This is a genomic window from Uruburuella testudinis, assembly GCF_022870865.1.
GTDB lineage: Bacteria > Pseudomonadota > Gammaproteobacteria > Burkholderiales > Neisseriaceae > Neisseria > Neisseria testudinis.
In genome coordinates, this window is the sequence record NZ_CP091508.1 from 454,447 (window position 1) to 477,727 (window position 23,281).

Below are 23,281 nucleotides of genomic sequence, written 5' to 3' on the forward strand. Positions count from 1 at the left end.
GATGCCTTGGTGCTGTTTTAGCAATACTTAACGGTAAACAAGGGTAAAATGCGCGGCAGGTTCGTTTTCAGTAAAACATTTCAATCATCAATGACAAGCGGTTGCCGGGTTGGCGGCCGCCCGGATTTCAAAGGCCGTCTGAAAGGTGTCAGATCGCCGTTAACCGCCCGTTTTTCAGAAAGCAAGGGATTAAAAATGACACAGCAAACCAAATACAAACGCGTTTTATTGAAACTTTCCGGTGAGGCTTTGCAAGGCAGTGATGCTTTCGGCATCAACCGCGATACGATTATGCAGATTGTCGGTCAGGTAAAAGAAGTGGTGGATTTGGGTGTGCAGGTCGGCGTGGTGATTGGCGGCGGCAATATTTTCCGCGGTGTGGCCACGCAGGCTCAAGGCATGGACCGTGCCACTGCCGATTATATGGGCATGATGGCTACCGTAATGAATGCATTGGCTTTAAAAGATGCGTTTGAATCATTGGGCGTGAAAGCGCGCGTGCAGTCGGCGCTGTCGATGCAGCAGATTGCCGAAACCTATGCGCGCCCGAAAGCGATTCAATATCTGGAAGAGGGCAAAGTGGTGATTTTCGCCGCCGGCACCGGCAATCCGTTTTTTACCACCGACACCGCCGCTTCGTTGCGTGGTGCGGAAATGAATTGCGACATCATGCTCAAAGCCACCAATGTCGACGGCGTGTATACGGCCGACCCGAAAAAAGACCCCGCTGCCACCCGTTACCAAACCATTACTTTTGATGAGGCGTTGAATAAAAACCTGAAAGTGATGGATGCCACCGCATTTGCCTTGTGTCGCGAACAAAAGCTCAATATTGTCGTGTTCGGCATTGCCAAAGAAGGTGCACTCAAGCGCGTGATTTGCGGCGAAGACGAAGGCACGTTGGTACACTGTTAATGTTTTCAGACGGCCTTGCGGCAAAGATAGCGGCATGCCGTCTGAATCGGCTGCGCTTGTGGGAAAGCCGCAAGCACGGTACTATTCGCTTTTAGCCATTGATTCAGGCCGCCTGAGCCGCGTTTCAGACGGCCTATAACCCTGTTTGAGAGAATGCTTGCAATGATTAACGATATTCAAAAAAACGCCGACAGCAAAATGCAGCGCTCGTTGGAAGTGCTGAAAGAAAACCTCGCCAAAGTGCGCACCGGCCGCGCCCATACCGGCCTGCTGGATCAGGTGGATGTGGAATATTACGGCAGCCCGGTGCCGGTCAGCCAGGTGGCCAATGTGACCCTGATTGATGCGCGCACTATCGGCGTAAAACCCTTTGAAAGCAATATGACCAATGCCATCGAAAAAGCCATCCGCGATTCCAATCTCGGCCTCAACCCGGCCGCTATGGGCGATTTGATCCGCGTGCCGATGCCGATGCTGACCGAAGAGCGCCGCAAAGACTTGATTAAAGTGGTGCGCAGCGAGGCTGAAGAAGGCCGCGTGGCCATCCGCAATGTGCGCCGCGATGCCAATAATGATTTCAAGCGTCTGTTGAAAGACAAAGAAATTTCAGAAGACGATGCCCGCCGCGGTGAAGAGCAGATCCAAAAGCTGACCGACAAATACATCGGTGAGGCGGATAAAATGCTGGCGGCCAAAGAAGAAGACCTGCTGGCGATTTAAGCCGCAGGGAAAGGGCAACATGACAAGCAGTACGCAAACCATTCTGGAACATACGCAGATTCCGCGCCATATCGCCGTGATTATGGACGGCAACGGCCGTTGGGCGAAAAAGCGCTTCCTGCCCCGTGTGATGGGGCACAAGCGCGGCCTGAATGCGCTGGAAAATATGGTAAAACGTTGCGCCGGGTTGGGCGTGCGCTATCTGACTGTGTTTGCCTTTTCCACCGAAAACTGGCGCCGCCCGGAAGAAGAAGTGTCGTTTTTGATGGGCTTGTTTTTACAGGCGCTGCAAAAACAGGTGCAGCGGTTGCATGAAAACAATATGCGTCTCAAAGTGATTGGCGACCGCAGCCGTTTCGGCGCCGATATTGTGCAAGGCATCGAGGCGGCCGAAGCGCTTACCGCCGCCAACAGCGGCCTGACTCTGACGATTGCTGCCGATTACGGCGGCCGTTGGGATATTTTGCAGGCGGCCAACAAGCTGGTGCAGGCCGGGGCAACCGAAATTACCGAAGCAGCTTTGGCGCAACATCTGATGTTGGCCGGCGCGCCGGAGCCCGATTTGTTTATCCGCACCGGCGGCGAAACCCGCATCAGCAACTTTATGCTCTGGCAGCTCGCCTATACCGAATTTTATTTTACCGATACGTTGTGGCCGGATTTCGGTGATGAGCAGGTCGATGCCGCCATTGCCTCCTTTCAAACCCGGGAGCGGCGTTTCGGACGGACCTCCGAGCAATTGCCGCTCGAGCAGCAGCGGAGTTGATTTATGCTGAAACAACGTGTCATCACTGCTTTGGTTTTGCTGCCGTTGATGCTGGGTATGCTGTTTTGGGCAAATGCTTGGCTGTGGGCGGCATTCAGCGGCTTGATTGCCTTGCTGGCATTGTGGGAATACGGCCGTATGAGCGGCCTGAGCGCGGGGCAGAATCACCGCTATTTGGCCGCCACTGCGCTGTTTGGCGTGGTGGCTTATGCCGGCGGGTGGGCGTTGCCGGGTATGGTTTGGCTGGCCGTGCTGGTGTTTTGGCTGTTGATAATGCCGCTGTGGCTGAACCGGAAATGGACGCTCAAGGGCGATTGGCAGGCATACAGCACCGGCTGGCTGCTGATGGTGCCATTTTGGTTTGCATTGGTGGGGCTGCGCCCCGACCAAGAGGCGGCCACGTCTCTGCTGGCGGTGATGGGCTTGGTGTGGGTGGCGGATATCTTCGCTTATTTTACCGGCAAGGCATTCGGCAAGCATAAGCTTGCACCTGCCATCAGCCCGGGCAAAAGCTGGGAAGGCGCCATCGGCGGTGCGGTTTGCGTAGCAGTCTATATGATTTTGGTGTGGCGGGCCGGCTGGCTGGCTTTTGATACTTCCTGGCTTGGCGCCGTGCTGATCGGTTTGGTGCTGACAGTGGTCAGCGTGTGCGGCGATTTGTTGGAAAGCTGGCTCAAACGGGCGGCCGGCGTGAAAGACAGCAGTCATCTGCTGCCCGGCCACGGCGGTGTATTCGACCGCACCGACAGCCTGATTGCCGTACTCAGCGTGTATGCGGCTCTGATGGCTTTGTTCGGATAACCCTGAATATTTCAGACGGCCTTTATCAATCACTCACCGGCCGTCTGAAAACTGATATCAGCCTTCCGCCGTTTGAGAAGCAGGCGGATGATGAATTTGGGGATGAACCGGCTTTTGAGATGGCTGCCGTTTCGTTTGGATTCAAAAGCGTGGATGATCGGCAGGAAATGACGCCGACCTGTGCCGACAGCACGGATATTTGGGCGGCGTTGAGCCAAGCCCTTGAGAACATTCAGTATGGCCGGCGGAATATTATAAAATTTCGGTTGAGCCGGATATTGTCCGCCATATTTTTGACGGTTTGCCGATGGGTAAAGCGTGGTTGGTGCAACACTTTCCCGTGCAAAATGGCCGTTCGGAAACGACCGACACCCTTAAAGCGCCGATTGAGAAGAGATTGGCTATCCTGTTTGTGATGAAATCTTTTGATTTGAGCAATAAGGCCGTCTGAAAAATATCTGAAAAGTATGTGTATCAGATTGATTATTTAAAATATTCAGCCGTCTGAAATGTTTCAGACGGCCTCAAACAGAACCAAACCATGACGCAACAAGTCTTAACTGTTTTAGGCAGCACCGGCAGCATCGGCGTGAACACGCTGGACGTGGTGGCACGCCATCCCGAAAAATTCCGCATTTTTGCCTTGGCCGGCCACAAGCAAGTGGAAAAGCTGGCGGCGCAATGCGTGCAGTTCCAACCGAAATACGCGGTGGTGGCCGACGGCGAACACGCGGCCAAACTGGCGCAGCAGCTTGCCGCCGCCGGCTGCAAAACCGAAGTGCTGCACGGTGCGCAGGCCTTGATTGATGTGGCTTCGGCGGCGGAAGTGAGCGGCGTGATGGCGGCGATTGTCGGTGCCGCGGGGCTGCCCTCTGCCTTGGCGGCGGCGCAAGCGGGTAAAACCATTTATCTGGCCAATAAAGAAACGCTGGTGGTGGCCGGTGCGCTGTTTATGCAGACCGCTGCGGCCAACGGCGCGAAAGTTTTGCCGATAGACAGCGAGCACAACGCGATTTTCCAAGTGTTGCCGCATGATTACCAAGGCCGTCTGAATGCCCACGGCATCCGTTCGATTATCCTCACTGCATCGGGCGGCCCGTTTCTCCATGCTGATTTGGCAACGTTTGACCGCATCACGCCCGCGCAGGCAGTGAAGCATCCCAATTGGAGCATGGGGCAGAAAATTTCGGTGGATTCGGCCACCATGATGAATAAAGGGCTGGAGCTGATTGAGGCGCATTGGCTGTTTCATTGCCCGCCCGATAAGCTGGAAGTGGTGATTCATCCGCAAAGCGTGATTCACAGCATGGTGCGTTATCGGGATGGTTCGGTGTTGGCGCAAATGGGAAATCCCGATATGCGCACACCGATTGCGTATTGTTTGGGCTTGCCCGAACGCATTGAATCGGGCGTGGATGCTTTAGATTTTGGCAGTTTGGGCGGCCTGACGTTTTGCGAGCCGGATTTCAAACGCTTCCCCTGCTTGAAATTGGCGTATGATGCGATGCATGCCGGCGGCGGCGCACCTTGCGTGCTTAATGCCGCCAACGAAGAGGCCGTTAGCGCTTTTCTGGCAGGCGCGATCCGCTTTACCGACATTGCCCGTGTGGTTGCCCACGCGTTGGCACAAGATTTTTCAGACGGCCTCGATAGTATTGAGGCGCTGCTGACGCAAGATGCACAAACCCGTGCCGATGCACAGCAATATATTGCCGCTTTGGGCGGCTAGGAGCAGTTTTGACGATTTTAGCGTTTATTGTCGCGATTTTGATTTTGGTGAGCCTGCATGAATTCGGCCATTATGCTGTAGCGCGCCTGTTTGGTGTGAAAGTGCTGCGTTTTTCGGTGGGCTTCGGCAAGCCGTTTTTCACCAGAAAGCGCGGCGATACCGAATGGTGCCTGGCTCCGATTCCGTTGGGCGGCTATGTGAAAATGGTCGATACCCGGGAAGGCAATGTGGCCGAGACCGATTTGCCGTATGCTTTTGACAAGCAGCATCCGGCCAAGCGTATTGCCATTGTTGCCGCCGGCCCGATAACCAATCTTGTGTTGGCAGTGATATTTTATGCCCTGAGTTTTTCCTTCGGCGTAACCGAAGTGCGCCCGTTTGTGGGCACGGTGGAGCTGGCCAGTGTTGCTGCACAAGCAGGCTTTGCACCGGGCGACAGAATCGTATCGGTTAATGGCGAGCCGATTGATGATTGGAGCAAGGCGCACACCGAAATGGTGATGAATTTGGAAGCCGGCAAAGTGGCCGTGGCGGTGCAGACTGGGCGCGGCGAAGATGTTGTGCGCACCATCGATGTGGCCGGCACCCCCGCAGCGGCGGAAGTTATCAGGCGCGAAGGCAACATCGGGTTGTGGCCGTTTAAAATTCTGAACCGGGTAGGCATGGTGGTTGATAACAGCCCCGCTGCCCGTGCCGGTTTGCAGCCGGGCGACACCTTGCTGGCGGCCAATGGCGAAAAATTAGATTCGTGGCAGCAGTGGACTGATTTGTTCCGCCGCAGCCCGGGCTTGAAGCTGGCTGTTGATTATGAACGCAATGGTGAAATCCGCCATACCGATTTGCGCCCCGACACAGAGGAATTGCGCGACGGCACCCTGATCGGCAAAGTGGGCATTGCTGCCGAGCGCGACCAGGCTTGGGCTGATCAAATCAGCCACCGCTACACTCCCGGTATCGGGCAGGCATTGGTGATGGGCACGGAAAAAATGTGGCATTATTCCACGCTCACGGTAAAATTTTTCGGCAGGCTGCTGACCGGGCAGGCATCTATGAACCATATTTCCGGCCCGCTGACGATTGCCGATGTTGCCGGGCGCTCCGCCGCCATGGGTTTGCAGAGCTATTTGGAATTTTTAGCGCTGGTCAGCGTGAGCTTGGGTGTGCTGAATTTATTGCCGATTCCGGTTTTGGACGGCGGTCACTTGGTGTATTATACCGCCGAGTGGATACGCGGCAAGCCATTGAGCGAGCGCATTCAGATGATGGGCTTGCGTTTCGGCATGATAGCCATGCTCATGCTCATGCTGGTGGCCTTCTTTAACGATATAACCCGTTTGTTTGGATAATACTTTATGAAACTGAAACAAATTACCGCAACCCTGATGATGTTGGGCCTGTCGCCTTTTGCTTTGGCAGACTTTACCATTCAGGATATCCGTGTAGAAGGCCTGCAACGCACCGAACCGAGCACGGTGTTTAATTATCTGCCGGTCAAAGTGGGCGATACCTTCACCGATGCCCGCGGCGAAGAAATCATTAAAAACCTTTATGCTACCGGTTTTTTTGATGATGTACGTGTAGAAACCATGGGCAACCAAGTGTTGCTGACCGTGGTGGAACGCCCCACCATCAGCAGCCTCAACATTACCGGCGCCAAAATGCTGCAAAACGATGCCATCAAGCAGAATTTCAATACTTTCGGCCTCGGCCAATCGCAGCCGTTTAATCAGGCCACGCTCAATCAGGCAGTTGCCGGGTTGAAGCAGGAATACATCAGTCGCGGCAAACCTTCGGTAGAAATCAAGCAAACTGTTACCAAACTGGCACGCAACCGTGTTGCCATCGATATTGCCATTGAAGAGGGCAAAAGCACCAAAATCACCGACATCAGCTTTGAGGGCAACGAGCGTTATTCCGACCGCAAACTGCGCAATCAAATGTCGCTCAGCGAGGGCGGTATGTGGACGTGGCTCACCAAGAGCAATCAGTTTAACGAGCAGAAATTCGCCCAAGACATGGAGCGGGTGAGCGAATTTTATCAAAACAACGGCTACTTCGATTTCCGCATTCTCGACACCGATATTCAAACCAATGACGATCAAACCCGCCAAACCATCAATGTGAAAGTGCATGAGGGCGAGCGTTACCGTTGGGGCACGGTGCAAATCGAGGGAGACACCCGCGAAGTGCCGAAAGCCGATTTGCAAAAACTGCTGACCATGAAGGAAGGCCGCTGGTATGAGCGCGAGCGCATGGTGAACAGCCTGCAAGCGATTCAGACGGCCATGGGCAGCGCGGGTTATGCATTCAGCGAAGTCAACGTGCAGCCGATGCCCAACCCCGATACCCGCGTGGTAGATTTTGTGCTGCATGTGAATCCGGGGCGCAAAGTTTATGTGAATGAAATCAATATCAGCGGCAACAACAAAACCCGCGATGAAGTTATCCGCCGCGAATTGCGCCAAATGGAGGCCGCACCTTACGATACCGGCAAATTGCAGCGTTCGAAAGAGCGTGTGGAATTGTTGGGCTATTTCGACAACGTACAGTTTGATGCCAAGCCGGTGGCGGGTACGCCCGATCAGGTGGATTTGGATATGTCGGTCAACGAGCGCTCTACCGGTTCGCTGGATTTGAGCGCGGGCTGGGTGCAGGATACCGGCCTGGTTATGGCTTTGGGCGTGGCGCAGGATAATTTGTTCGGCACCGGCAAATCGGTGTCTGCCCGCGTATCGCGCAGTAAAACCACCCAAAACGCTTCTTTGTCGTTTACCGACCCCTATTTCACCCCCGACGGCGTGAGCTTGGGTTACGACCTTTACGGCCGCGTGTACGACCCGCGCAAAGCCACTTCCAGCACCCAACAATATAAAACCACCACCATCGGCGGCGGTGTGCGCATGGGGGTGCCGATCACCGAATACGACCGTGTGAATTTCGGCTTGGGTGCCGAGCATCTGGCTGTGAATACTTACGCCGGCGCACCGAAACGCTATCGTAATTTTATTGAAGAGCATGGTGAAGGCACGGACGGCGTGGGCAAGTTTAAGGGTTGGATTTATAAAGGCAGCATCGGTTGGGGCCGCAACAAAACCGACAGCGCCTTATGGCCGACCCGCGGCTACATCACCGGTGTCAACAGCGAAATCGGTCTGCCCGGCAGCAAGCTGCAATACTATAGCCTGACCCACAACCAAACCTGGTTTTTCCCGTTAAGCAAAAGTTTCACGCTGATGTTGGGCGGCGAAGTGGGCTATGCCAACGGCTACGGCAAAACCAAAGAGCTGCCGTTCTTTGAAAACTTCTACGGTGGTGGTTTGGGTTCGGTGCGCGGTTATGAAAGCGGCACGCTCGGCCCGAAAGTTTATGATGACGATGGCGACGTGATCAGCTACGGCGGCAATAAAAAAGCCAATGTATCGGCCGAACTGCTGTTCCCGATGCCGGGCGTGAAAGATGCCCGCACCGTGCGCCTGAGTGCGTTTGCTGATGCCGGCAGTGTGTGGGACGGTAAAACCTATACTGCTGCCGACAGTGATAATGGTGCGAGTATTTATGGCAGCCGCAGCCATAAATCTTCATTCAAAGAAGAATTGCGCTATTCTACCGGTATGGCCGTAACCTGGCTCTCGCCGTTGGGGCCGATGAAATTCAGCTATGCTTATCCGCTGAATAAGAAAAAAGGCGATGAAATCCAGCGCTTCCAATTCCAGCTGGGTACCACGTTTTAATCATGCCAGCGCCGGCAGAAGCTAAGAAAACCGGCGTTTGAAAGCATTAGGCGGCACGCGGCTATTTCGTCTGCTCTGCCGCTGAGGCAGCATTTCAGACGGCATGGTGTTATTTGATTGGCACCGCCAAGCCTGAATGGCATGGAAAGCGGAAGTGGGCGTGTTGCGATTGAAGATTGCTGCCGTATATTTGCTTGAACACCGGCGATGCTCAGGCCGAAGGGCTGTTTGAAGCCCGGGTCAACTGTTACTGGAACTTGTTATGAATAAATGTTCACGTGTCATCAGCTGGGGAGCCGCAGCAGCATTAAGTTGCGGCCTGCTCAGCCCGGCGATGGCTGCCGAGAACCTGCAAAAGCTCGGCTTTATCAACACCGAACGCGTTTATCAGGAATCACGGCAGGCGCAAGGCATTCAGAAAACACTGGAAAAAGAATTCAGCGCCCGCCAGCGCAGCCTGCAAAAATTACAGGCTGAAGGCGAAGCTGCTGAGAAAAAACTGACCGCCGGCAGCCTGCGCGGTGCCGAACGAGAAGCGGCAGTGCGGCACTTGGGCGAATTGGTGCAACAATACCGTTCGCAGCAGGCCAAATTGGCCGAAGAATACAATCTGCGCCGTAATGAAGAATTTGCCGCCTTGCAGCAAAATGCCAACAGCGTGATTGTTGAGCTGGCTAAAAAAGAAGGCTACGACCTGATTATTCAGGATGCCATTTATGTCGACAGCAGATTCGACATCACCGATAGTGTGATTAAAGCCTTAAATGCCCGCTAGAATGCTTAGGTATTCTGACTATTCGATTTACGGTGTATTTTGCCCTTGAAAACGCATCTGCTGCGTTAAAAAGCCTTGCAAAGATGCCTTCTAAATCTTGCTGCGTTTTTTATCCGGTATCTGCATTTTCAGGAGCAAAAATCCCCTCATAAACAAATTGTCCGGACACCCTAGCGCCGGAGCGGATGATTATTTTTCAGACGGCCTATAAATGATGAATCAACAGATTTACACCTTATCGCAGATTGTGGCCGAGTTGGGCGGCGAATGGCGCGGCGAAGATGTCGGTATTGCCGCCGTGCAGCCGCTGGCTGATGCCACGCCTGATCACATCAGTTTTCTGGCCAACCCCAAATATAAATCGGAAGTGGCTGCCAGCCATGCCGGTGCGGTGATTGTCAGCCCGAAAGCGGCTGATGAATTTACCGGCCGCAACCTGATTGTGGTGCAGGATCCTTATCTTTATTTCGCCAAAGTAGCCCGACTGTTTTCGCCGGTTGAGCCGGCGGTGGCGGGGGTTCATCCCACCGCGGTAATCGAACCGACGGCCACCGTGCCGGCCAGCTGTGAAATCGGGGCACATGTATATATCGGCGGCAACACCGTATTGGGTGAAGGTTGCCGCATTCTTGCCGGTGCGGTTGTCGAACATGATTGTGTGTTGGGCAGCCGGGTGGTGTTGCACCCCAATGCAGTGATTTACCACGGCTGCACTTTAGGCGAGCGTGTCGAAATTCACGGCGGCAGCGTGATTGGCGCCGACGGTTTCGGTTTGGCGTTTGCCGGAGATTCGTGGTTTAAAATTCCGCAAACCGGCGGCGTAACGCTGGGCGATGATGTTGAAATCGGTGCCAACAGCATGATAGACCGCGGCGCGATGGCCGACACTGTGGTAGGCAGAGGCACCAAAATCGATAACCAAGTGCAAATCGGCCACAATTGCCACATCGGCGAACACACCGTGATTGCGGCCTGCGCCGGGATCTCCGGCAGCACCAAAATCGGTTCGTATTGCATCATCGGCGGTGCGGCCATGTTTGTCGGCCATATCGAAATCGCCGATAAAACCACCATCGGCGGCGGCACTGCCGTTACCCATTCGATTAAAGAGCCCGGCCATTATGCCACCTGCTATCCGCTGCAAACCCATAAAGAATGGGCGCGCAATGCCGTGCATGTGCGTCATTTGAGTGACATGGCCAAAAAAATCAAACAACTGGAACAGCAGCTTGATACGCTGCAACCCCAACACAATAAGGACAATACCTAATGGACATCCAACTGCCCATCGAAGCCAAAGATATTCAAAAGCTGATTCCCCACCGCTACCCGTTTTTGCTGGTTGACCGCATCACCGCATTCGAACCCATGAAATCGCTGACCGCGATTAAAAATGTGAGCATGAACGAGCCGCAGTTTCAAGGCCACTTTCCCGGTTTTCCGGTTATGCCCGGCGTGCTGATTATCGAGGCATTGGCGCAAACCTGCGGCACGCTGGCGATTTTGAGCGAAGGCGGCCGCAAAGAAGAGGAAATCTATTTCTTTGCCGGTATCGACAACGCCCGTTTCAAACGCCAAGTGATTCCGGGCGACCAATTGGTTTTCAATGTGGAGCTGATTGCCAACAAACGCGGTATCGGCAAATTTAAGGCCGTGGCCACGGTAGAGGGCCAAGTGGCGGTGGAAGCCGAAATCATGTGTGCCAAACGTGCCGTAGAAATGTAATGCCTCAGGCCGTCTGAACGTATCCGTGCCGATCGGCAGGGTTTTCAGACGGCCTGAAATTTTTGATGCAGCCACAATAAAGGAGTGCCGTATGAGCCTCATCCATCCTACCGCGATTGTCGACTCGAAAGCCGAGCTCGACAGCAGCGTGAAAGTCGGCCCTTACACCATCATCGGCCCGAATGTACAAATCGGTGCCGGCACAGACATCGGCCCGCACGTCGTGATCGAAGGCCACACCAGCATCGGTGAAAACAACAAAATTTTTCAGTTTGCTTCGCTGGGCGCGCAGCCGCAGGATAAAAAATACCGCGATGAGCCCACCCGCTTGATTATCGGCAACGGCAATACCATCCGCGAATTCACCACCTTCAATCTCGGCACGGTTACCGGTATCGGCGAAACCCGTATCGGCGACGATAACTGGATTATGGCCTATGTGCATCTGGCGCATGACTGTGTGGTCGGCAGCCACACGATTTTCGCCAACAACACCTCCTTGGCCGGGCATGTGACCATCGGCGATTATGTGGTGTTGGGCGGCTATACCTTGGTATTTCAGTTTTGCAACATCGGCGATTATGCCATGACCGCTTTTGCCGCCGGAGTGCATAAAGACGTGCCGCCGTATTTTATGGCTTCAGGCTACCGCGCCGAACCGGCCGGCCTCAATAGCGAAGGTATGCGCCGCAACGGCTTCACGCCGGAGCAAATCGCCAAAGTGAAAGAAGTCTACAAACTCATCTACCGCAGCGGCTTGAGCTTGGATGCGGCCAAAGAAGAAGTGTTGAGAATGAGCGCCGATGCGCCTGAATTGGCCGTGTTCAAAGCATTTTTCCAAGCTTCGGAGCGCGGTATTATCCGTTGATTGTGTTGGTTTATATTCATTTTAGGCCGTCTGAAAATTGGTTTCAGACGGCCTAAATTTATGACGGCAAACGCAGATAAATGCATCAGTAAGAGATAAACAAAGATGATGTTCTTTTCATGCCGTCAAATCATTCAAAATTCCAAACGCAGCGATGCCCGGATGTTGCGCGGCGGGCCGAAGTTATGCTGGCCGTTGGCCGACATTTGGTTCAGGTATTTTTTATTGAACAGATTGTCGGCATTAACTTGGGCCGACAGTTGTTTGTTAAACCGGTAGCGCCCCATCAGGCTCACCAGCGCATAGCTTTTCTGGGTGAATTTTTGTGCTATCGGGCTGCTGAGGTTGATATAGCGGCTGCTCTGCCAGTTGATGCCGCCGCCGAGGGTGAGGCCGGCCAGGCGGTTGCTGAAATCATAGGTGGTAAAGAGTTTCAGGGTGCGTTCGGGAATGCTGGTGTTGATGCGGTTGCCGGCGGCATCTTTGCCTTTGGCTTGGGCATAGCCTAGCGAAATATTCCATTGCGGCGTCAGGCGGCCGCTTAATTCGGCTTCAAAGCCGTGGGTGCGGGTGCCTTTGGCGGCGTAGTAGGCTTGCACATTGTCGCTGCCGGGGATGATATTGCCGCCGTCGGGTTGAGCCAGGTTGTCTTGGTCGATTTTAAATACGCTCAATTGGCTGATGAGGCGGTCGTTGAAATAGCTGCTTTTGAGGCCGATTTCGTAGTTTTTGCCGCGAATCGGGTCGAGCATATTGCCGTTTTTGTCGAAAGCATTTTGTGCTTTGAAGATATCGGCATAGCTGGCATAGGCGGTGTGGTTGTCGTTGAGGTCGTAGAGCAGCCCGGCGTAAGGTGTCCACACATTGCCGGATTCATACTGGATGGCGGTGCCGTAGCTGGTGCCCTTGCTTTTCCAATTGGAAAAACGGGTGCCGATGACGGCGCTGAAACGCTCGGTGAGGTTGATGCGGGTGGCGGCAAACAGGGCGCGCTCGGTATCGGTGAGGTTGACGCTTTCGCTGCGGCTGTCCCAATCAGGCATCGGCCAGCTGCCGTCCCAGCTGTAAAAGTCGGTGGGGGCGGCAAAGCCCGTGCTGGCGGCATAGGAAAAGGTGTTGTTGTGGTTGCGGCTGTATTGGGCGCCAAATACCACATCGTGTTTGCGGCCGAAAGCTTGGTATCTGCCGTTGCTTTGCAGCTGCACGTTGTTTTGTTTGCGGATAATGTCGAATTTTCCCGGCCATACGTTGTAGCCCAGGCCGCTGTTTTTATCTACCGAGCCGGAAATATACATCAGCTTCGAATCGCTGCTGTTGCGCACATGGCTGGCTTTCAGCTCGATATGCCAATCATTGTTGAAATGATGTTTGAGGTTGCCGAAATAGCTGTAGGCTTTGCTGTTCCAAGTCGACCAACGGGTGCTGGTGGTTTTGTTAATCGGCCAGTCGGCAAAGCTGCCGTCACTGAAAGTGGCGGGCAGCCCGCCCCACATATAGCCGTTTTGGTGGTTGTTTTGATGGCTCGCCCCCACGCTCGCTTCGGTATCGTCGCCGATATCGGCATCTATCACGCCGTATAAAATATTATGGCTGTTTTTTTCATCATCAACCCAACTCTTGCCGGCCTGGCGGCTGGCCACGAAGCGGCCGCGCACGCTGCCTGCAGTATTGAGTGGCTGGCTGTGATCCAGCGTCAGCTCATAATCGTGCCAACGGCCGGCGCCGGCTTCGAATGAGGTTTTACGGGTTTTGCTGTCGGCATGCTTGCGGATGAAATTGACGCTGGCCGAAGGGTTGCCCGCGCCGGTGGTGAGGCCGGTGGCGCCCCGCACGATTTCCACGTGGTCAAACATTACCATATTGGTGAGATTGCTGCCGGCAATCCACTGGTTGTTGTAGTTCACATTCAGGCCGTCCATCTGGTATTTATCAATGGTAAAACCACGAGCGTAATAGGCGCTGCGGCCGCGGTCGATGGCTTGTACGAATACGCCGTTGGCTTTTTCCATGGCTTCGGTCACGGTGCGGATTTTTTCATCTTTCATGCGTTGCCGGGTAATCACGCTGGTGGTTTGCGGTGTTTCTTTATCGGAAAGCAGCATGCCGGTGGCGCTTTTCATGGCCGTAATGGTGTAGTCGCTGTTGTTTTCCGTTACCCGTGCGACGTTGTGGCTGCGTTCGGCGCTGACTGAAACGGCAGGCAGTTGGGTTTGATTTTCACTTTGGGGTGTATCTGCCGCCCAAACAGGCAGGGCGGTAAGCAGGGCACTGCTCAAAATGCTCGATTTGAACAGAAAATACGGGGTGTTATGCTGAATCATGAATGAAAACCCATTGTTAGATGAATCAATAAAAGATATAATTTTTACTTATTTTATCGTAAATAATTATTGTTTACAAATATTGTATCTGTATCGAGTTGGATTTGTATTCATGTAAATTATTTTTATTAACATTAAATTTTATTCGGCTGTGATGTTATGGGTTTTTATGCTGTATTGAAAATCAGTGGCTGGCGGGCTGTTTTTCAGACGGCCTTGCTGTCGCTTGTTTTATTGTCGGGTTGCAGCCGCGGGCAGGCGGAGCGGCCGATGATTGAGTATGCGCATGCCGGGCAGGCCTTTCCGGTTACCATTCATAATGCGCAAGGCAGCGTGACTTTACAGCAGGCACCCAAGCGGGTGGTGGCGTTGGGCACCGGCGCGGAAGATATTGCGGTGGAATTGGGTGTGCTGCCGGTGGCGGTCGAGGCGCATCCTTGGGGTGGCGATGGGCAGGGTTATCTGCCTTGGTTTAAAGAATATTTGGCCGAGCGCGATCTGCCGCTGCCGCCGACTTTGAATATGTATCCCGAATTGGATGTGGAAAAACTGGTGTCGTTGCAGCCGGATTTGGTGCTGGCGCCGCAATCGGGTTTGAGCGATGAAGAATACCGCCAGCTTTCCAGCTTTGCGCCGGTGGTGGCTTATCCGCACCGCGCTTGGCTGACCACCATCGACGAGCAGATTGATTTGGCCGCCGCCGCATTGGGCAGACAGGAAGCGGGGCAGGCGCTTAAAGCACGGCGGGCGGGTTTTTTTGCCGATTTCCGCCGCCGGCATCCTCAGTTGCAGGGGCTGACGTTTGCTTATATCTACGCGGGCGGGCGTGATGTGAATTTATCGCTTTATCTGCACGGCGATCCGCGGGTGGACACGTTGAGCGATTTGGGGCTGCGTTTTTTGCCGTCGTTGGAAAATATCCGCGCCAAGCCTGGGTCGATTGCCGGCACATTGGGGCTGGAGAATGTCGACCGCTTGGATGATGCGGATATTGTGGTGACTTGGTTTTCCAGTGAAGCAGACCGCGATGTTGCCGGCAGCCGCCCGCTGTATCAGATGATTCCGGCGGTGCGGCGCGGCTCTTATCTGCCGATTACCGATAAAACACTGGCGGTGGCCATGTCGGTGGGTACGCCGTTGAGCACCCGCTGGGGGGTTGAGCGCTTTTTGCCGATGCTGGAGCAGGCCGCTTTGCGTGTGCCAAAGCAAAAGGAGCAGCCGTGAGCCGTTTGCCCATCCGTTTTGCCGGCCTGTTGTTGATGATGGTGCTGACACTGCTGGCGTTGGCCTGCGGGCTGGTGTTCGGCAGTAAAACGCTGACTTTTCGTGATTTGCTGCATTATTGGTTTTCAGACGGCCTTGTGCAGAATTATGCCGATTTGGTGGTGGCGGGGCGGATTCCGCGCACCTTGGCGGCGGCTTGCTGCGGTGCGGCTTTGGGGCTGTCGGGAGCGCTGATGCAGGGGCTGACGCGCAATCCGTTGGGCGACCCGGGTTTGCTGGGGGTAAATGCCGGTGCCGCCGCTGCGATTGTGCTGTCGGCCTCGGTGCCGTGGCTGGCGGGTGTGTCGGAATTTTGGCTGGCGCTGGCGGGGGCGTTTGTGGTGGCCTTGCTGATTTGCAGCATCGGCTTGGGGCGCCGCACTTCTTATGCCCGGCTGGTGTTGGCCGGTGCGGCGGTGGCGGCGGCTTTGCAGGCTTATGTATCGGCCGCCTCGCAGCTCAATCCGATATTGTTCGACCATTTTCGCTTTTGGGGCAGCGGCTCGTTTGGTGCGGCGACTTTGCCGCAAGTATACGGCATGCTGCCGTTTTTTCTGCCGGCATCTTTGGCGGCGGTGGCCTTGGGCTATCATCTGAATCTGATTGCGCTGGGCAGCGATACGGCCAAAGCTTTGGGCGCAAACGTGCTGTTGATTCAGGCGGCGGTGCTGACGGCGGCTGCGGTGCTGGCCGGGGTGGCGGTTGCAGTGGCCGGGCCGATAACGTTTGTTGGTTTGGGGGCGGCGCATATCGTGCGGATGTGGACGGGCAACGATTACCGCTGGTTGCTGCCTTACAGCTTTTTTGCAGGTGCGGTGCTGCTGGTGCTGTCTGATGTTGTTGCGCGCACGGTGGTGGCGCCCGGCGAAGTGCCGACCGGCATCATTACGGCGTTAGCCGGCGCACCTCTGTTGTATCTGGCGGCCATGCGTTTGCCGAAGGGGAGGAAAGCATGATGCGCAAAAATCTGTTTTTGCCGCTCAAACGCCAGCACCTGTTTCAGACGGCCATGTTGCTGACGACGGTTGCTTTGGCGGTTATGGCTGCTCTATGGGGCAAACAGCAATGGTTGGGCGCTGATTTGCCGGCGTTGCTGCGCCATGAAGCGGGAGCAGTGAAAGAATGGCTGTTTTGGCAGTTGTGGCTGCCGCGTGCGTTGGTGGCAGCCGGTGCGGGCGCGGCGTTGGGCGCGGCCGGTGCGGTGTTCCAATGCCTGACCCGCAACCCGCTCGGCAGCCCGGATATCATTGGTGTGAATGCCGGTGCGGCAATGGGGGCTGTGGCGGCGGCTTTGTTGTGGCCGGGCTATGTGCCGGTAACACTGGGGGCGCTGCTCGGCTCTTTGCTGGTGCTGCTGCTGATTCTGCTGGGCACGCGCGGCAGAATGGATTTCGGTATGGACATCATCATCAGCGGCCTGGCCGTCAATGCCGCTGCGCTGGCGTTGGTGCAGTTCGGCCTGACCAGCGTGCGGCAGGAAAGCGCCCAGCAGATGGCGGCCTGGCTGAGCGGAAGTTTGGCTGCCCGCTCATGGGCGCAGGTGGAAGCGGTGTGGCTGGGGCTGCCGCCGTTGCTGCTGGCGCTGGTGTTGTTGAACACCCGCTTGGGCTTGCTGGCTTTGGGGGATGCGGCGGCAGCGGCATTGGGCGTACCTTTGCGGCGCACAGCATGGTTGGCGCTGTTGTCGGCCACGGCCTTGGCGGCTTTGGCTGTGGTGGCCGCCGGGCCGGTGGCATTTTTAGCGCTGGCCGCACCGCATTTGGTTCGCCATCTGTTCGACACCGACCGCCCGATGATTGCGGCCGCAGCGCTGATGGGCGCGGTATTGCTGCTGTTGTCGGATGGCGTGGCGCGCCTGCTGCCCACCGCTTCACAGTTGCCGGTCGGAGTGGTAACGGCCGGTTTGGGCGGCGTGTATTTGTGTATTTTGATGATTTTCAGCCGTAAAACGGCGTAAGGGCAGAAAATGTTGCGTGCGGAAAACATAACCTTGGCGTATGAAAAGCATACGGTGATTCGGAATGTGTCGTTGCAGGTCGCTGAGGGTAAAATAACGGTGTTTATCGGCACCAACGGCTGCGGCAAATCAACGCTGCTCAAAGCGCTGGCACGCCAGCTCAAGCCGGCGCAGGGCAGGGTAACGCTCAACGGCGAAAATGTTTTGCATTATCCGGGCAAAAAGTTTGCCAAACAGCTGGCCATGCTGGCGCAAAGCCCGAACGTGCCCGAGGGCATCAGCGCCCACCAGTTGGTGCGCTACGGGCGCTATCCGCATCAGCGGCTGACAGCGGGCTGGCAGCCTGAAGACGATGCGGCGGTGGCTGATGCGCTGGCGCTCACGCAAACCGGCATGCTGGCCGAACGGGCGGTAAACACGCTTTCAGGCGGCCAGCGCCAGCGTGTGTGGATCGCCATGGCTTTGGCGCAAGACACGCCTTATCTGCTGCTGGATGAGCCGACCACTTATTTGGATTTGGCCTATCAGATTGACGTTTTGGAGCTGCTGCAAAAGCTGAATCGTGAAACCGGTAAAACCATTGTGATGGTGCTGCACGATTTGAATCTGGCCTGCCGCTATGCCGATGAAATCATTGCTCTGTGTAATGGCGGTGTTTATCTGCAAGGCCCGCCCGAGAAGGTGATGACTGAGGCTACGGTTAAAGCCGTGTTCGGGCTGAACAATAAAATGATTGCCGATCCGATATACGGCACACCGATGTGTGTGCCTTATGGCAGTCGGTAGGCAGGCGATATCAGCAGCCAAGGCCGTCTGAAACACAGTTTTCAGACGGCCTTGGCTTTGCTCTGCGTATCAAATGTGCACTTTCGCCCCTAATGCGGCGATAAACTGCGCCAGCCAGGCCGGATGTGCCGGCCAGGCGGGGGCGGTGATTAAGTGGCCGTCGGTAACGGCTTCGGTGACGTCGATATCGGCATATTCGCCGCCGGCAGCGCGTACATCAGGTGCGCAGGCGGGGTAGGCGGAGCAGGTTTTGCCGCGCAGCACACCGGCGGCGGCCAGCAGCTGTGCGCCGTGGCAAACGGCGGCGATGGGTTTTTCGTCGGAATCAAAATCGCGCACGATGGCGATGACGCGCTCGTTCAGGCGCAGGTATTCGGGCGCGCGGCCGCCGGGAATCACCAGGCCGATATAATCATCGGGATTCACTTTGTCGAAATCGTAATTGAGGGTGAAATTGTGGCCGCGTTTTTCGCTGTAGGTCTGTTCGCCTTCAAAATCGTGGATGGCGGTGGCGATGTAGTCGCCCGCTTGTTTATCGGGGCAGACGGCGTGCACGGTGTAGCCCAAACCGTTCAGAAATTGAAACGGCACCATGGTTTCATAGTCTTCGGCATAATCGCCGACCAGCATCAGAATCTGTTTGCTCATACTGTGGCTCCTTTGAGTGGAACGGGGTTAATGTATTTTTTGCAAAATATAAGCATCGGCCAATTCACCGGTTATGCGGCTGCCGTCGCGGCTTAAGGCAATGATATGGTTTTCGGCAACAAAATAGCGGCGCCCGTCGCCAAACAGGGTAATGCTGTCGCCTTGTGCGTTCCAGCTAAACGTGCCGTTGCTGTCGAACACGCTTTGCGGGTTGTCGAGATATGCTTCATGCAGGCGGTAGCGGCCGTTATCTTGCAGTGTGAGGGTGGTGCGGATGCCGCTGCATGAAGCGCACGGCAGCGTGCCTTGGTAGGTGCCCGCCCAATCGAGCGCGGTGCGGGCGTTGTGGTGCTCGGGCGCGGTGTGCGTGGCGATTTCGGCCGGTGCGGGTGTGGCGCAGGCGGCCAGTGCCAGTGAGGCGGCGAGTGCGGCGGTGAGGTTTTTCATGCGAAGCCTTTCATATAGGCCGTCTGAAAGAATGGTTTGATTAATCTTTCAGACGGCCTCGGTTGATTAAATATCGGTTTCCAGATACACCACTTGGGTTTGCAGATATTCTTCCAAACCGTGTTTGCCGTCGGCGCCGCCGATGCCGGATTTTTTCCAACCGGCGTGAAAGCCCTGCATGGCCTCGAAGTTTTCGCGGTTGATGTAGGTTTCGCCGAATTGCAGGCGGCGGGTAACATAAAACGCTTCGTTCAGATTGGTGGTGTATACCGAGCTGGTGAGGCCGAATGCGCAATCGTTGGCCAGCGCAATGACCTGATCGAGCGTGTCGAATACGCCGATGGGCAACACCGGGCCGAAGGTTTCTTCTTTCATGATGTCCATGCTGTTGTCGACATTGGTGAGTACGGTCGGTTCGAAGAAATAGCCCTTGCCCTCGGCACGCTTGCCGCCGCAAACCAGCGTTGCCCCTTGTGATACCGCGCGTTGCACTTTTTCGGCCACCGCGTTGAGGGCGCGCTCTTCAATCAGCGGCCCCATTTCCAGCGCCCCTTCGGCAGCTTCGGCAGGGTTGCCGTAGCGCACGGCCTGCATGGCGGCGGTCATTTTGTCGGTAAAGGCCGTCTGAATGCTGCTGTGTACATACACGCGCTCGGCGCAGTTGCAAATCTGACCGCTGTTGCCCACACGTGAGGCGAGGATGGATTTCACCGCCAAATCAATATCGGCATCTTTCAACACAATTGCCGGCGCTTTGCCGCCCAGCTCCAGCGAGACTTTGGTGATGTTTTGCGCCACCGCTTCCATCACTTGGCGGCCGGCTTCCACCGAGCCGGTGAGGCTGACCATATCCACCTGCGGATGTTCGGCCAGCGCATTGCCGATTTCTGCACCGGCGCCGTTAACCACATTAAACACACCCGCCGGCAAGCCGGATTCGTGTGCGATTTCGGCGAAGATATGGCAGTTGATCGGCGTGATGCTGCTGGGTTTCACCACAATGGTATTGCCCGTAACCAGTGCCGGCCCCATTTTTCGGGCAATCAGAAAGAAAGGGAAGTTCCACGGCAAAATGCCTGCAATCACGCCGAGCGGGCGTTTGAACAGCAAAATGTTTTCGCGCGGGCGGTCGCTCTGAATAATTTCCCCTTCATAACGGCGCGCCCATTCGGCCTGATAATCCAGATAATCGGCGGTAAACATCACTTCTATGCGCGCCAAATCTTTGGTTTTGCCGCCCTCGGCCACGATGGTGTCGGTGAGCTCGTCGGCCCGGGCGCGGATGCCGGCGGCGATTTTGCGCAAATACGCGCCGCGCTCGACCGCAGGCAGGCGCTCCCAAGCCGGTTGAGCCGCCTTCGCCGCCGCTACCGCCCGATCGGCATCGGCACAGCTGCCTTTCGGCTCTTGCGCAATCACTGCTTCGGTGGCCGGGTTCAGCACTTCGCGCCATTCGCCGCTAAAGGCGGTTTCAAATACACCGTTGATATACATGGCTAAAGTTTTCATGGTTTCGCTCGCTTTTTATGTGCAGATTTTTTTGTAGGAAGATGTAGTTTGAGTGTAACCGCTTCAACAGCGTCTCACAAGTGTTTGACACAAAGATGAAACAGCATGGTCAGGACACCCTAGGGTATCCCTGACCATTCGATTTACGGGTGTATTTTGCCCCTGAAAACGCATCTGCTGCGTTAAAAAGCCTCGCAAGATGCCCAATCTTGCTGCGTTTTTTGCCTGGCATCTGCATTTTCAGGAACAAAAATCCCTCCATAAACGACACATCAGGACACCCTAGGCCGTCTGAAAATGCGCTGGGATAAGTGATGGAATCCAAACCTGTCGTTTGTCGTCCGCATCATGCAAAGGCAGCAGGCGCCGCTGAATTTCGGTACAATAGCCGCCTGAATCAAAAACGATAATGACCGCCTGCCATGACCGCACCACATGTTTCCACCCGCCGCCCACCCACCATCGCCCTGTGCGCCGGTGAAGCCTCGGGCGACCTGCTCGGCGCCCATCTGATGGCCGCGATTAAAGCGCGCCGCCCCGATGTGCGCTTTGTCGGCATCGGCGGGCCGCGTATGTCGGCGCAAGGCATGGAAAACCTTTATGAGCAGGAAAAACTGGCGGTGCGCGGTTTTGCCGAAGTGGTGAAACGGCTGCCGGAAATTTTGAAAATCCGCACCGGGTTGGTGCGCGATTTGAAACGCATCCGCCCTGATGTGTTTGTCGGCATCGATGCACCCGATTTCAATCTCGGTGTGGCGGAAAAATTGAAAAAGGCCGGCATCGCCACCGTGCATTACGTCAGCCCTTCTGTGTGGGCGTGGCGGCGCGAGCGGGTAAAAACCATTGTGCATCAGGTTAATAAGGTGTTGTGTCTGTTTCCGATGGAGGCGGAACTTTACCAGCAAGCAGGCGGGCAGGCCGCGTTTGTCGGCCACCCGATGGCGCAGGTCTTGCCGCTGGATGCCGACCAAAAAGCCGCCCGCCTGAAGATGAAAATCGACTTATGGGAAACCGTGTTTGCGCTGATGCCCGGCAGCCGTGTCAGCGAAATCGATTATATGGCGCCGCTGTTTTTCCGCACCGCCAAACTGTTGCTCAAGCGCTATCCGAGCGCCCGCTTTCTGCTGCCGGTGGCCACAGCCGCCACCCGCAAACGGCTGCTGGAAATACTGGCTGACGACGAATTTACCGGCCTGCCGGTGCAGCTGATGAGTGCACACGCCGATCTGGCCTGCACCGCCGCCGATGTGGTGCTGGTCACCAGCGGCACGGCCACGCTGGAAGTGGCGCTGTGCAAGCGGCCGATGGTTATCAGCTATAAAATTTCGCCGCTCACCTATGCTTATGTAAAGCGCAAAATCAAAGTGCCGCACGTGGGGCTGCCGAATATTCTGCTGAACAAAGGCGCCGTGCCCGAATTGCTGCAAAGGCGCGCCAAGCCGAAAAAACTGGCCGCCGCAGTGGCCGAATGGTATGAATCGCCGCAAGATGTGGCTGCGCTGCAACAAGATTTTCACGATTTGCACCTGCTGCTGAAAAAAGACACCGCCGCATTGGCGGCGCAAGCAGTATTGGCCGAGGCGGGCGTGGCGGAAACAGAGGCCGTCTGAATGAATATCAAATAATCAGATGAGGCCGTCTGAACGAAAAATAAATCTTTCAGACGGCCTGAATAGTATTTAAAACAAGGAAATACATCATGAATGTGTGGCTGCATGCCGGTGTTGACGAAGCAGGGCGGGGGCCTTTGGCAGGCAGCGTGTTTGCCGCCGCCGTGATTCTGCCGCCCGAGCCCGACCTGCCCGGCCTCACCGATTCGAAAAAGCTGAGCGAAAAAAAACGTGATGCGCTGGCGCTACAGATTAAAGCCCAAGCGCTGGCTTGGTGCGTGGCCTCGGCGGATGTGGCCGAGATTGCCGAACTCAATATCCTGAACGCCACCATGCTGGCCATGCACCGCGCCGTGCAGGGTTTGACGGTAGCACCGCAAAAAGTGTGGATAGACGGCAACCGCGTGCCGAAAAATTTAGGTATGGAAGCAGAAGCAGTCGTGAAAGGCGACAGTAAAATCATCCAGATTTCCGCCGCCTCCGTGTTGGCCAAAACCGCGCGCGACGCGGAAATGTATGCATTGGCCAAACGCTACCCACAATACGGATTCGACAAGCACAAAGGCTACGGCACCGCCGCACACCTGGCCGCATTGGCCGAATTCGGCGCACTGCCCGAACACCGCCGGGATTTCGCCCCGGTCAGAGCGCTGCTGGCACAGGGGCGCTTGTTCGGATGATGTGGATAAAATAATATTTTGCACATGCCT

22 protein-coding genes are annotated in these 23,281 nt (G+C 55.6%); 17 read left to right on the top strand and 5 right to left on the bottom strand.

The features are described 5' to 3' along the window. Window positions 1-195: 195 nt before the first annotated feature. From pyrH to lpxA, 11 genes are all read left to right on the top strand, one after another. Complete coding sequence (gene pyrH, locus LVJ83_RS02025) at window positions 196-915, top strand: UMP kinase (protein WP_244785829.1); 720 nt, start codon at window positions 196-198, stop codon at window positions 913-915. 162 nt (window positions 916-1,077) lie between these two features. After that, a complete protein-coding gene (gene frr / locus LVJ83_RS02030) occupies window positions 1,078-1,635 on the top strand; it encodes a ribosome recycling factor (RefSeq protein WP_244785831.1) in 558 nt (185 codons plus the stop codon). Between the two features lie 19 nt (window positions 1,636-1,654). After that, window positions 1,655-2,401 (top strand): undecaprenyl pyrophosphate synthase, encoded by a 747-nt coding sequence (locus LVJ83_RS02035; protein ID WP_244785833.1) that lies wholly within the window; start codon window positions 1,655-1,657, stop codon window positions 2,399-2,401. 3 nt (window positions 2,402-2,404) lie between these two features. Next, a complete protein-coding gene (locus LVJ83_RS02040) occupies window positions 2,405-3,202 on the top strand; it encodes a phosphatidate cytidylyltransferase (protein WP_244785835.1) in 798 nt (265 codons plus the stop codon). 541 nt (window positions 3,203-3,743) lie between these two features. Then, window positions 3,744-4,931, top strand: a complete 1,188-nt coding sequence (gene ispC / locus LVJ83_RS02045) for a 1-deoxy-D-xylulose-5-phosphate reductoisomerase (protein ID WP_244785837.1) — start codon at window positions 3,744-3,746, stop codon at window positions 4,929-4,931. A gap of 8 nt (window positions 4,932-4,939) precedes the next feature. Further along, on the top strand, window positions 4,940-6,277 hold the full coding sequence (rseP, locus tag LVJ83_RS02050; protein WP_425316012.1) for an RIP metalloprotease RseP: 1,338 nt from the start codon (window positions 4,940-4,942) through the stop codon (window positions 6,275-6,277). 6 nt (window positions 6,278-6,283) lie between these two features. Further along, the gene (gene bamA / locus LVJ83_RS02055; RefSeq protein ID WP_244785839.1) at window positions 6,284-8,662 is read left to right on the top strand and encodes an outer membrane protein assembly factor BamA; all 2,379 of its coding nucleotides are present in this window, start codon (window positions 6,284-6,286) and stop codon (window positions 8,660-8,662) included. A gap of 262 nt (window positions 8,663-8,924) precedes the next feature. Further along, complete coding sequence (locus LVJ83_RS02060) at window positions 8,925-9,437, top strand: OmpH/Skp family outer membrane protein (protein ID WP_425316013.1); 513 nt, start codon at window positions 8,925-8,927, stop codon at window positions 9,435-9,437. 214 nt (window positions 9,438-9,651) lie between these two features. Further along, complete coding sequence (gene lpxD / locus LVJ83_RS02065; protein ID WP_244787602.1) at window positions 9,652-10,707, top strand: UDP-3-O-(3-hydroxymyristoyl)glucosamine N-acyltransferase; 1,056 nt, start codon at window positions 9,652-9,654, stop codon at window positions 10,705-10,707. Further along, window positions 10,707-11,162: a 3-hydroxyacyl-ACP dehydratase FabZ gene (fabZ, locus tag LVJ83_RS02070; RefSeq protein WP_244785841.1), complete on the top strand. Its 456-nt coding sequence runs from the start codon at window positions 10,707-10,709 to the stop codon at window positions 11,160-11,162. The genes lpxD and fabZ overlap by 1 nt, the downstream gene beginning before the upstream one ends. Before the next feature lie 91 nt (window positions 11,163-11,253). Continuing rightward, window positions 11,254-12,030: an acyl-ACP--UDP-N-acetylglucosamine O-acyltransferase gene (gene lpxA / locus LVJ83_RS02075; RefSeq protein ID WP_244785843.1), complete on the top strand. Its 777-nt coding sequence runs from the start codon at window positions 11,254-11,256 to the stop codon at window positions 12,028-12,030. Between the two features lie 134 nt (window positions 12,031-12,164). Here lpxA and LVJ83_RS02080 read toward each other — a convergent pair whose 3' ends face one another. Next, window positions 12,165-14,351 carry a TonB-dependent siderophore receptor gene (locus tag LVJ83_RS02080; RefSeq protein ID WP_244785845.1) on the bottom strand — a complete coding sequence of 729 codons (2,187 nt, stop codon included), beginning with the start codon at window positions 14,349-14,351 and terminating at the stop codon, window positions 12,165-12,167. 159 nt (window positions 14,352-14,510) lie between these two features. Between LVJ83_RS02080 and LVJ83_RS02085 the strand changes: the two genes are divergently transcribed. From LVJ83_RS02085 to LVJ83_RS02100, 4 genes are all read left to right on the top strand, one after another. Beyond that, on the top strand, window positions 14,511-15,575 hold the full coding sequence (locus LVJ83_RS02085) for an iron-siderophore ABC transporter substrate-binding protein (protein ID WP_244785847.1): 1,065 nt from the start codon (window positions 14,511-14,513) through the stop codon (window positions 15,573-15,575). Then, window positions 15,572-16,570 carry a FecCD family ABC transporter permease gene (locus LVJ83_RS02090; protein WP_244785849.1) on the top strand — a complete coding sequence of 333 codons (999 nt, stop codon included), beginning with the start codon at window positions 15,572-15,574 and terminating at the stop codon, window positions 16,568-16,570. Before LVJ83_RS02085 ends, LVJ83_RS02090 begins: the two co-directional genes overlap by 4 nt. Beyond that, the gene (locus LVJ83_RS02095) at window positions 16,567-17,571 is read left to right on the top strand and encodes an iron chelate uptake ABC transporter family permease subunit (RefSeq protein WP_244785851.1); all 1,005 of its coding nucleotides are present in this window, start codon (window positions 16,567-16,569) and stop codon (window positions 17,569-17,571) included. The genes LVJ83_RS02090 and LVJ83_RS02095 overlap by 4 nt, the downstream gene beginning before the upstream one ends. Before the next feature lie 66 nt (window positions 17,572-17,637). Beyond that, complete coding sequence (locus LVJ83_RS02100; protein ID WP_244785853.1) at window positions 17,638-18,357, top strand: ABC transporter ATP-binding protein; 720 nt, start codon at window positions 17,638-17,640, stop codon at window positions 18,355-18,357. Window positions 18,358-18,426: 69 nt separating this feature from the next. Here LVJ83_RS02100 and LVJ83_RS02105 read toward each other — a convergent pair whose 3' ends face one another. The 4 genes from LVJ83_RS02105 to LVJ83_RS02120 form a co-directional block, all read right to left on the bottom strand. Further along, window positions 18,427-19,005, bottom strand: coding sequence for a DJ-1/PfpI family protein (locus LVJ83_RS02105; RefSeq protein WP_244785855.1), 579 nt, complete (start codon window positions 19,003-19,005; stop codon window positions 18,427-18,429). A gap of 27 nt (window positions 19,006-19,032) precedes the next feature. After that, window positions 19,033-19,452 (bottom strand): copper resistance protein NlpE, encoded by a 420-nt coding sequence (locus LVJ83_RS02110; protein WP_244785857.1) that lies wholly within the window; start codon window positions 19,450-19,452, stop codon window positions 19,033-19,035. A gap of 66 nt (window positions 19,453-19,518) precedes the next feature. Continuing rightward, window positions 19,519-20,961: an aldehyde dehydrogenase gene (gene aldA / locus LVJ83_RS02115; protein WP_244785859.1), complete on the bottom strand. Its 1,443-nt coding sequence runs from the start codon at window positions 20,959-20,961 to the stop codon at window positions 19,519-19,521. A gap of 109 nt (window positions 20,962-21,070) precedes the next feature. Beyond that, the gene (locus tag LVJ83_RS02120; RefSeq protein ID WP_244785861.1) at window positions 21,071-21,223 is read right to left on the bottom strand and encodes a hypothetical protein; all 153 of its coding nucleotides are present in this window, start codon (window positions 21,221-21,223) and stop codon (window positions 21,071-21,073) included. 160 nt (window positions 21,224-21,383) lie between these two features. Here LVJ83_RS02120 and lpxB point away from each other — a divergent pair, with 160 nt between their 5' ends. Next, window positions 21,384-22,571: a lipid-A-disaccharide synthase gene (lpxB, locus tag LVJ83_RS02125; RefSeq protein ID WP_244785863.1), complete on the top strand. Its 1,188-nt coding sequence runs from the start codon at window positions 21,384-21,386 to the stop codon at window positions 22,569-22,571. An 89-nt stretch (window positions 22,572-22,660) separates the two neighbouring features. Further along, on the top strand, window positions 22,661-23,251 hold the full coding sequence (gene rnhB / locus LVJ83_RS02130) for a ribonuclease HII (RefSeq protein ID WP_244785865.1): 591 nt from the start codon (window positions 22,661-22,663) through the stop codon (window positions 23,249-23,251). Window positions 23,252-23,281 lie beyond the last annotated feature (30 nt).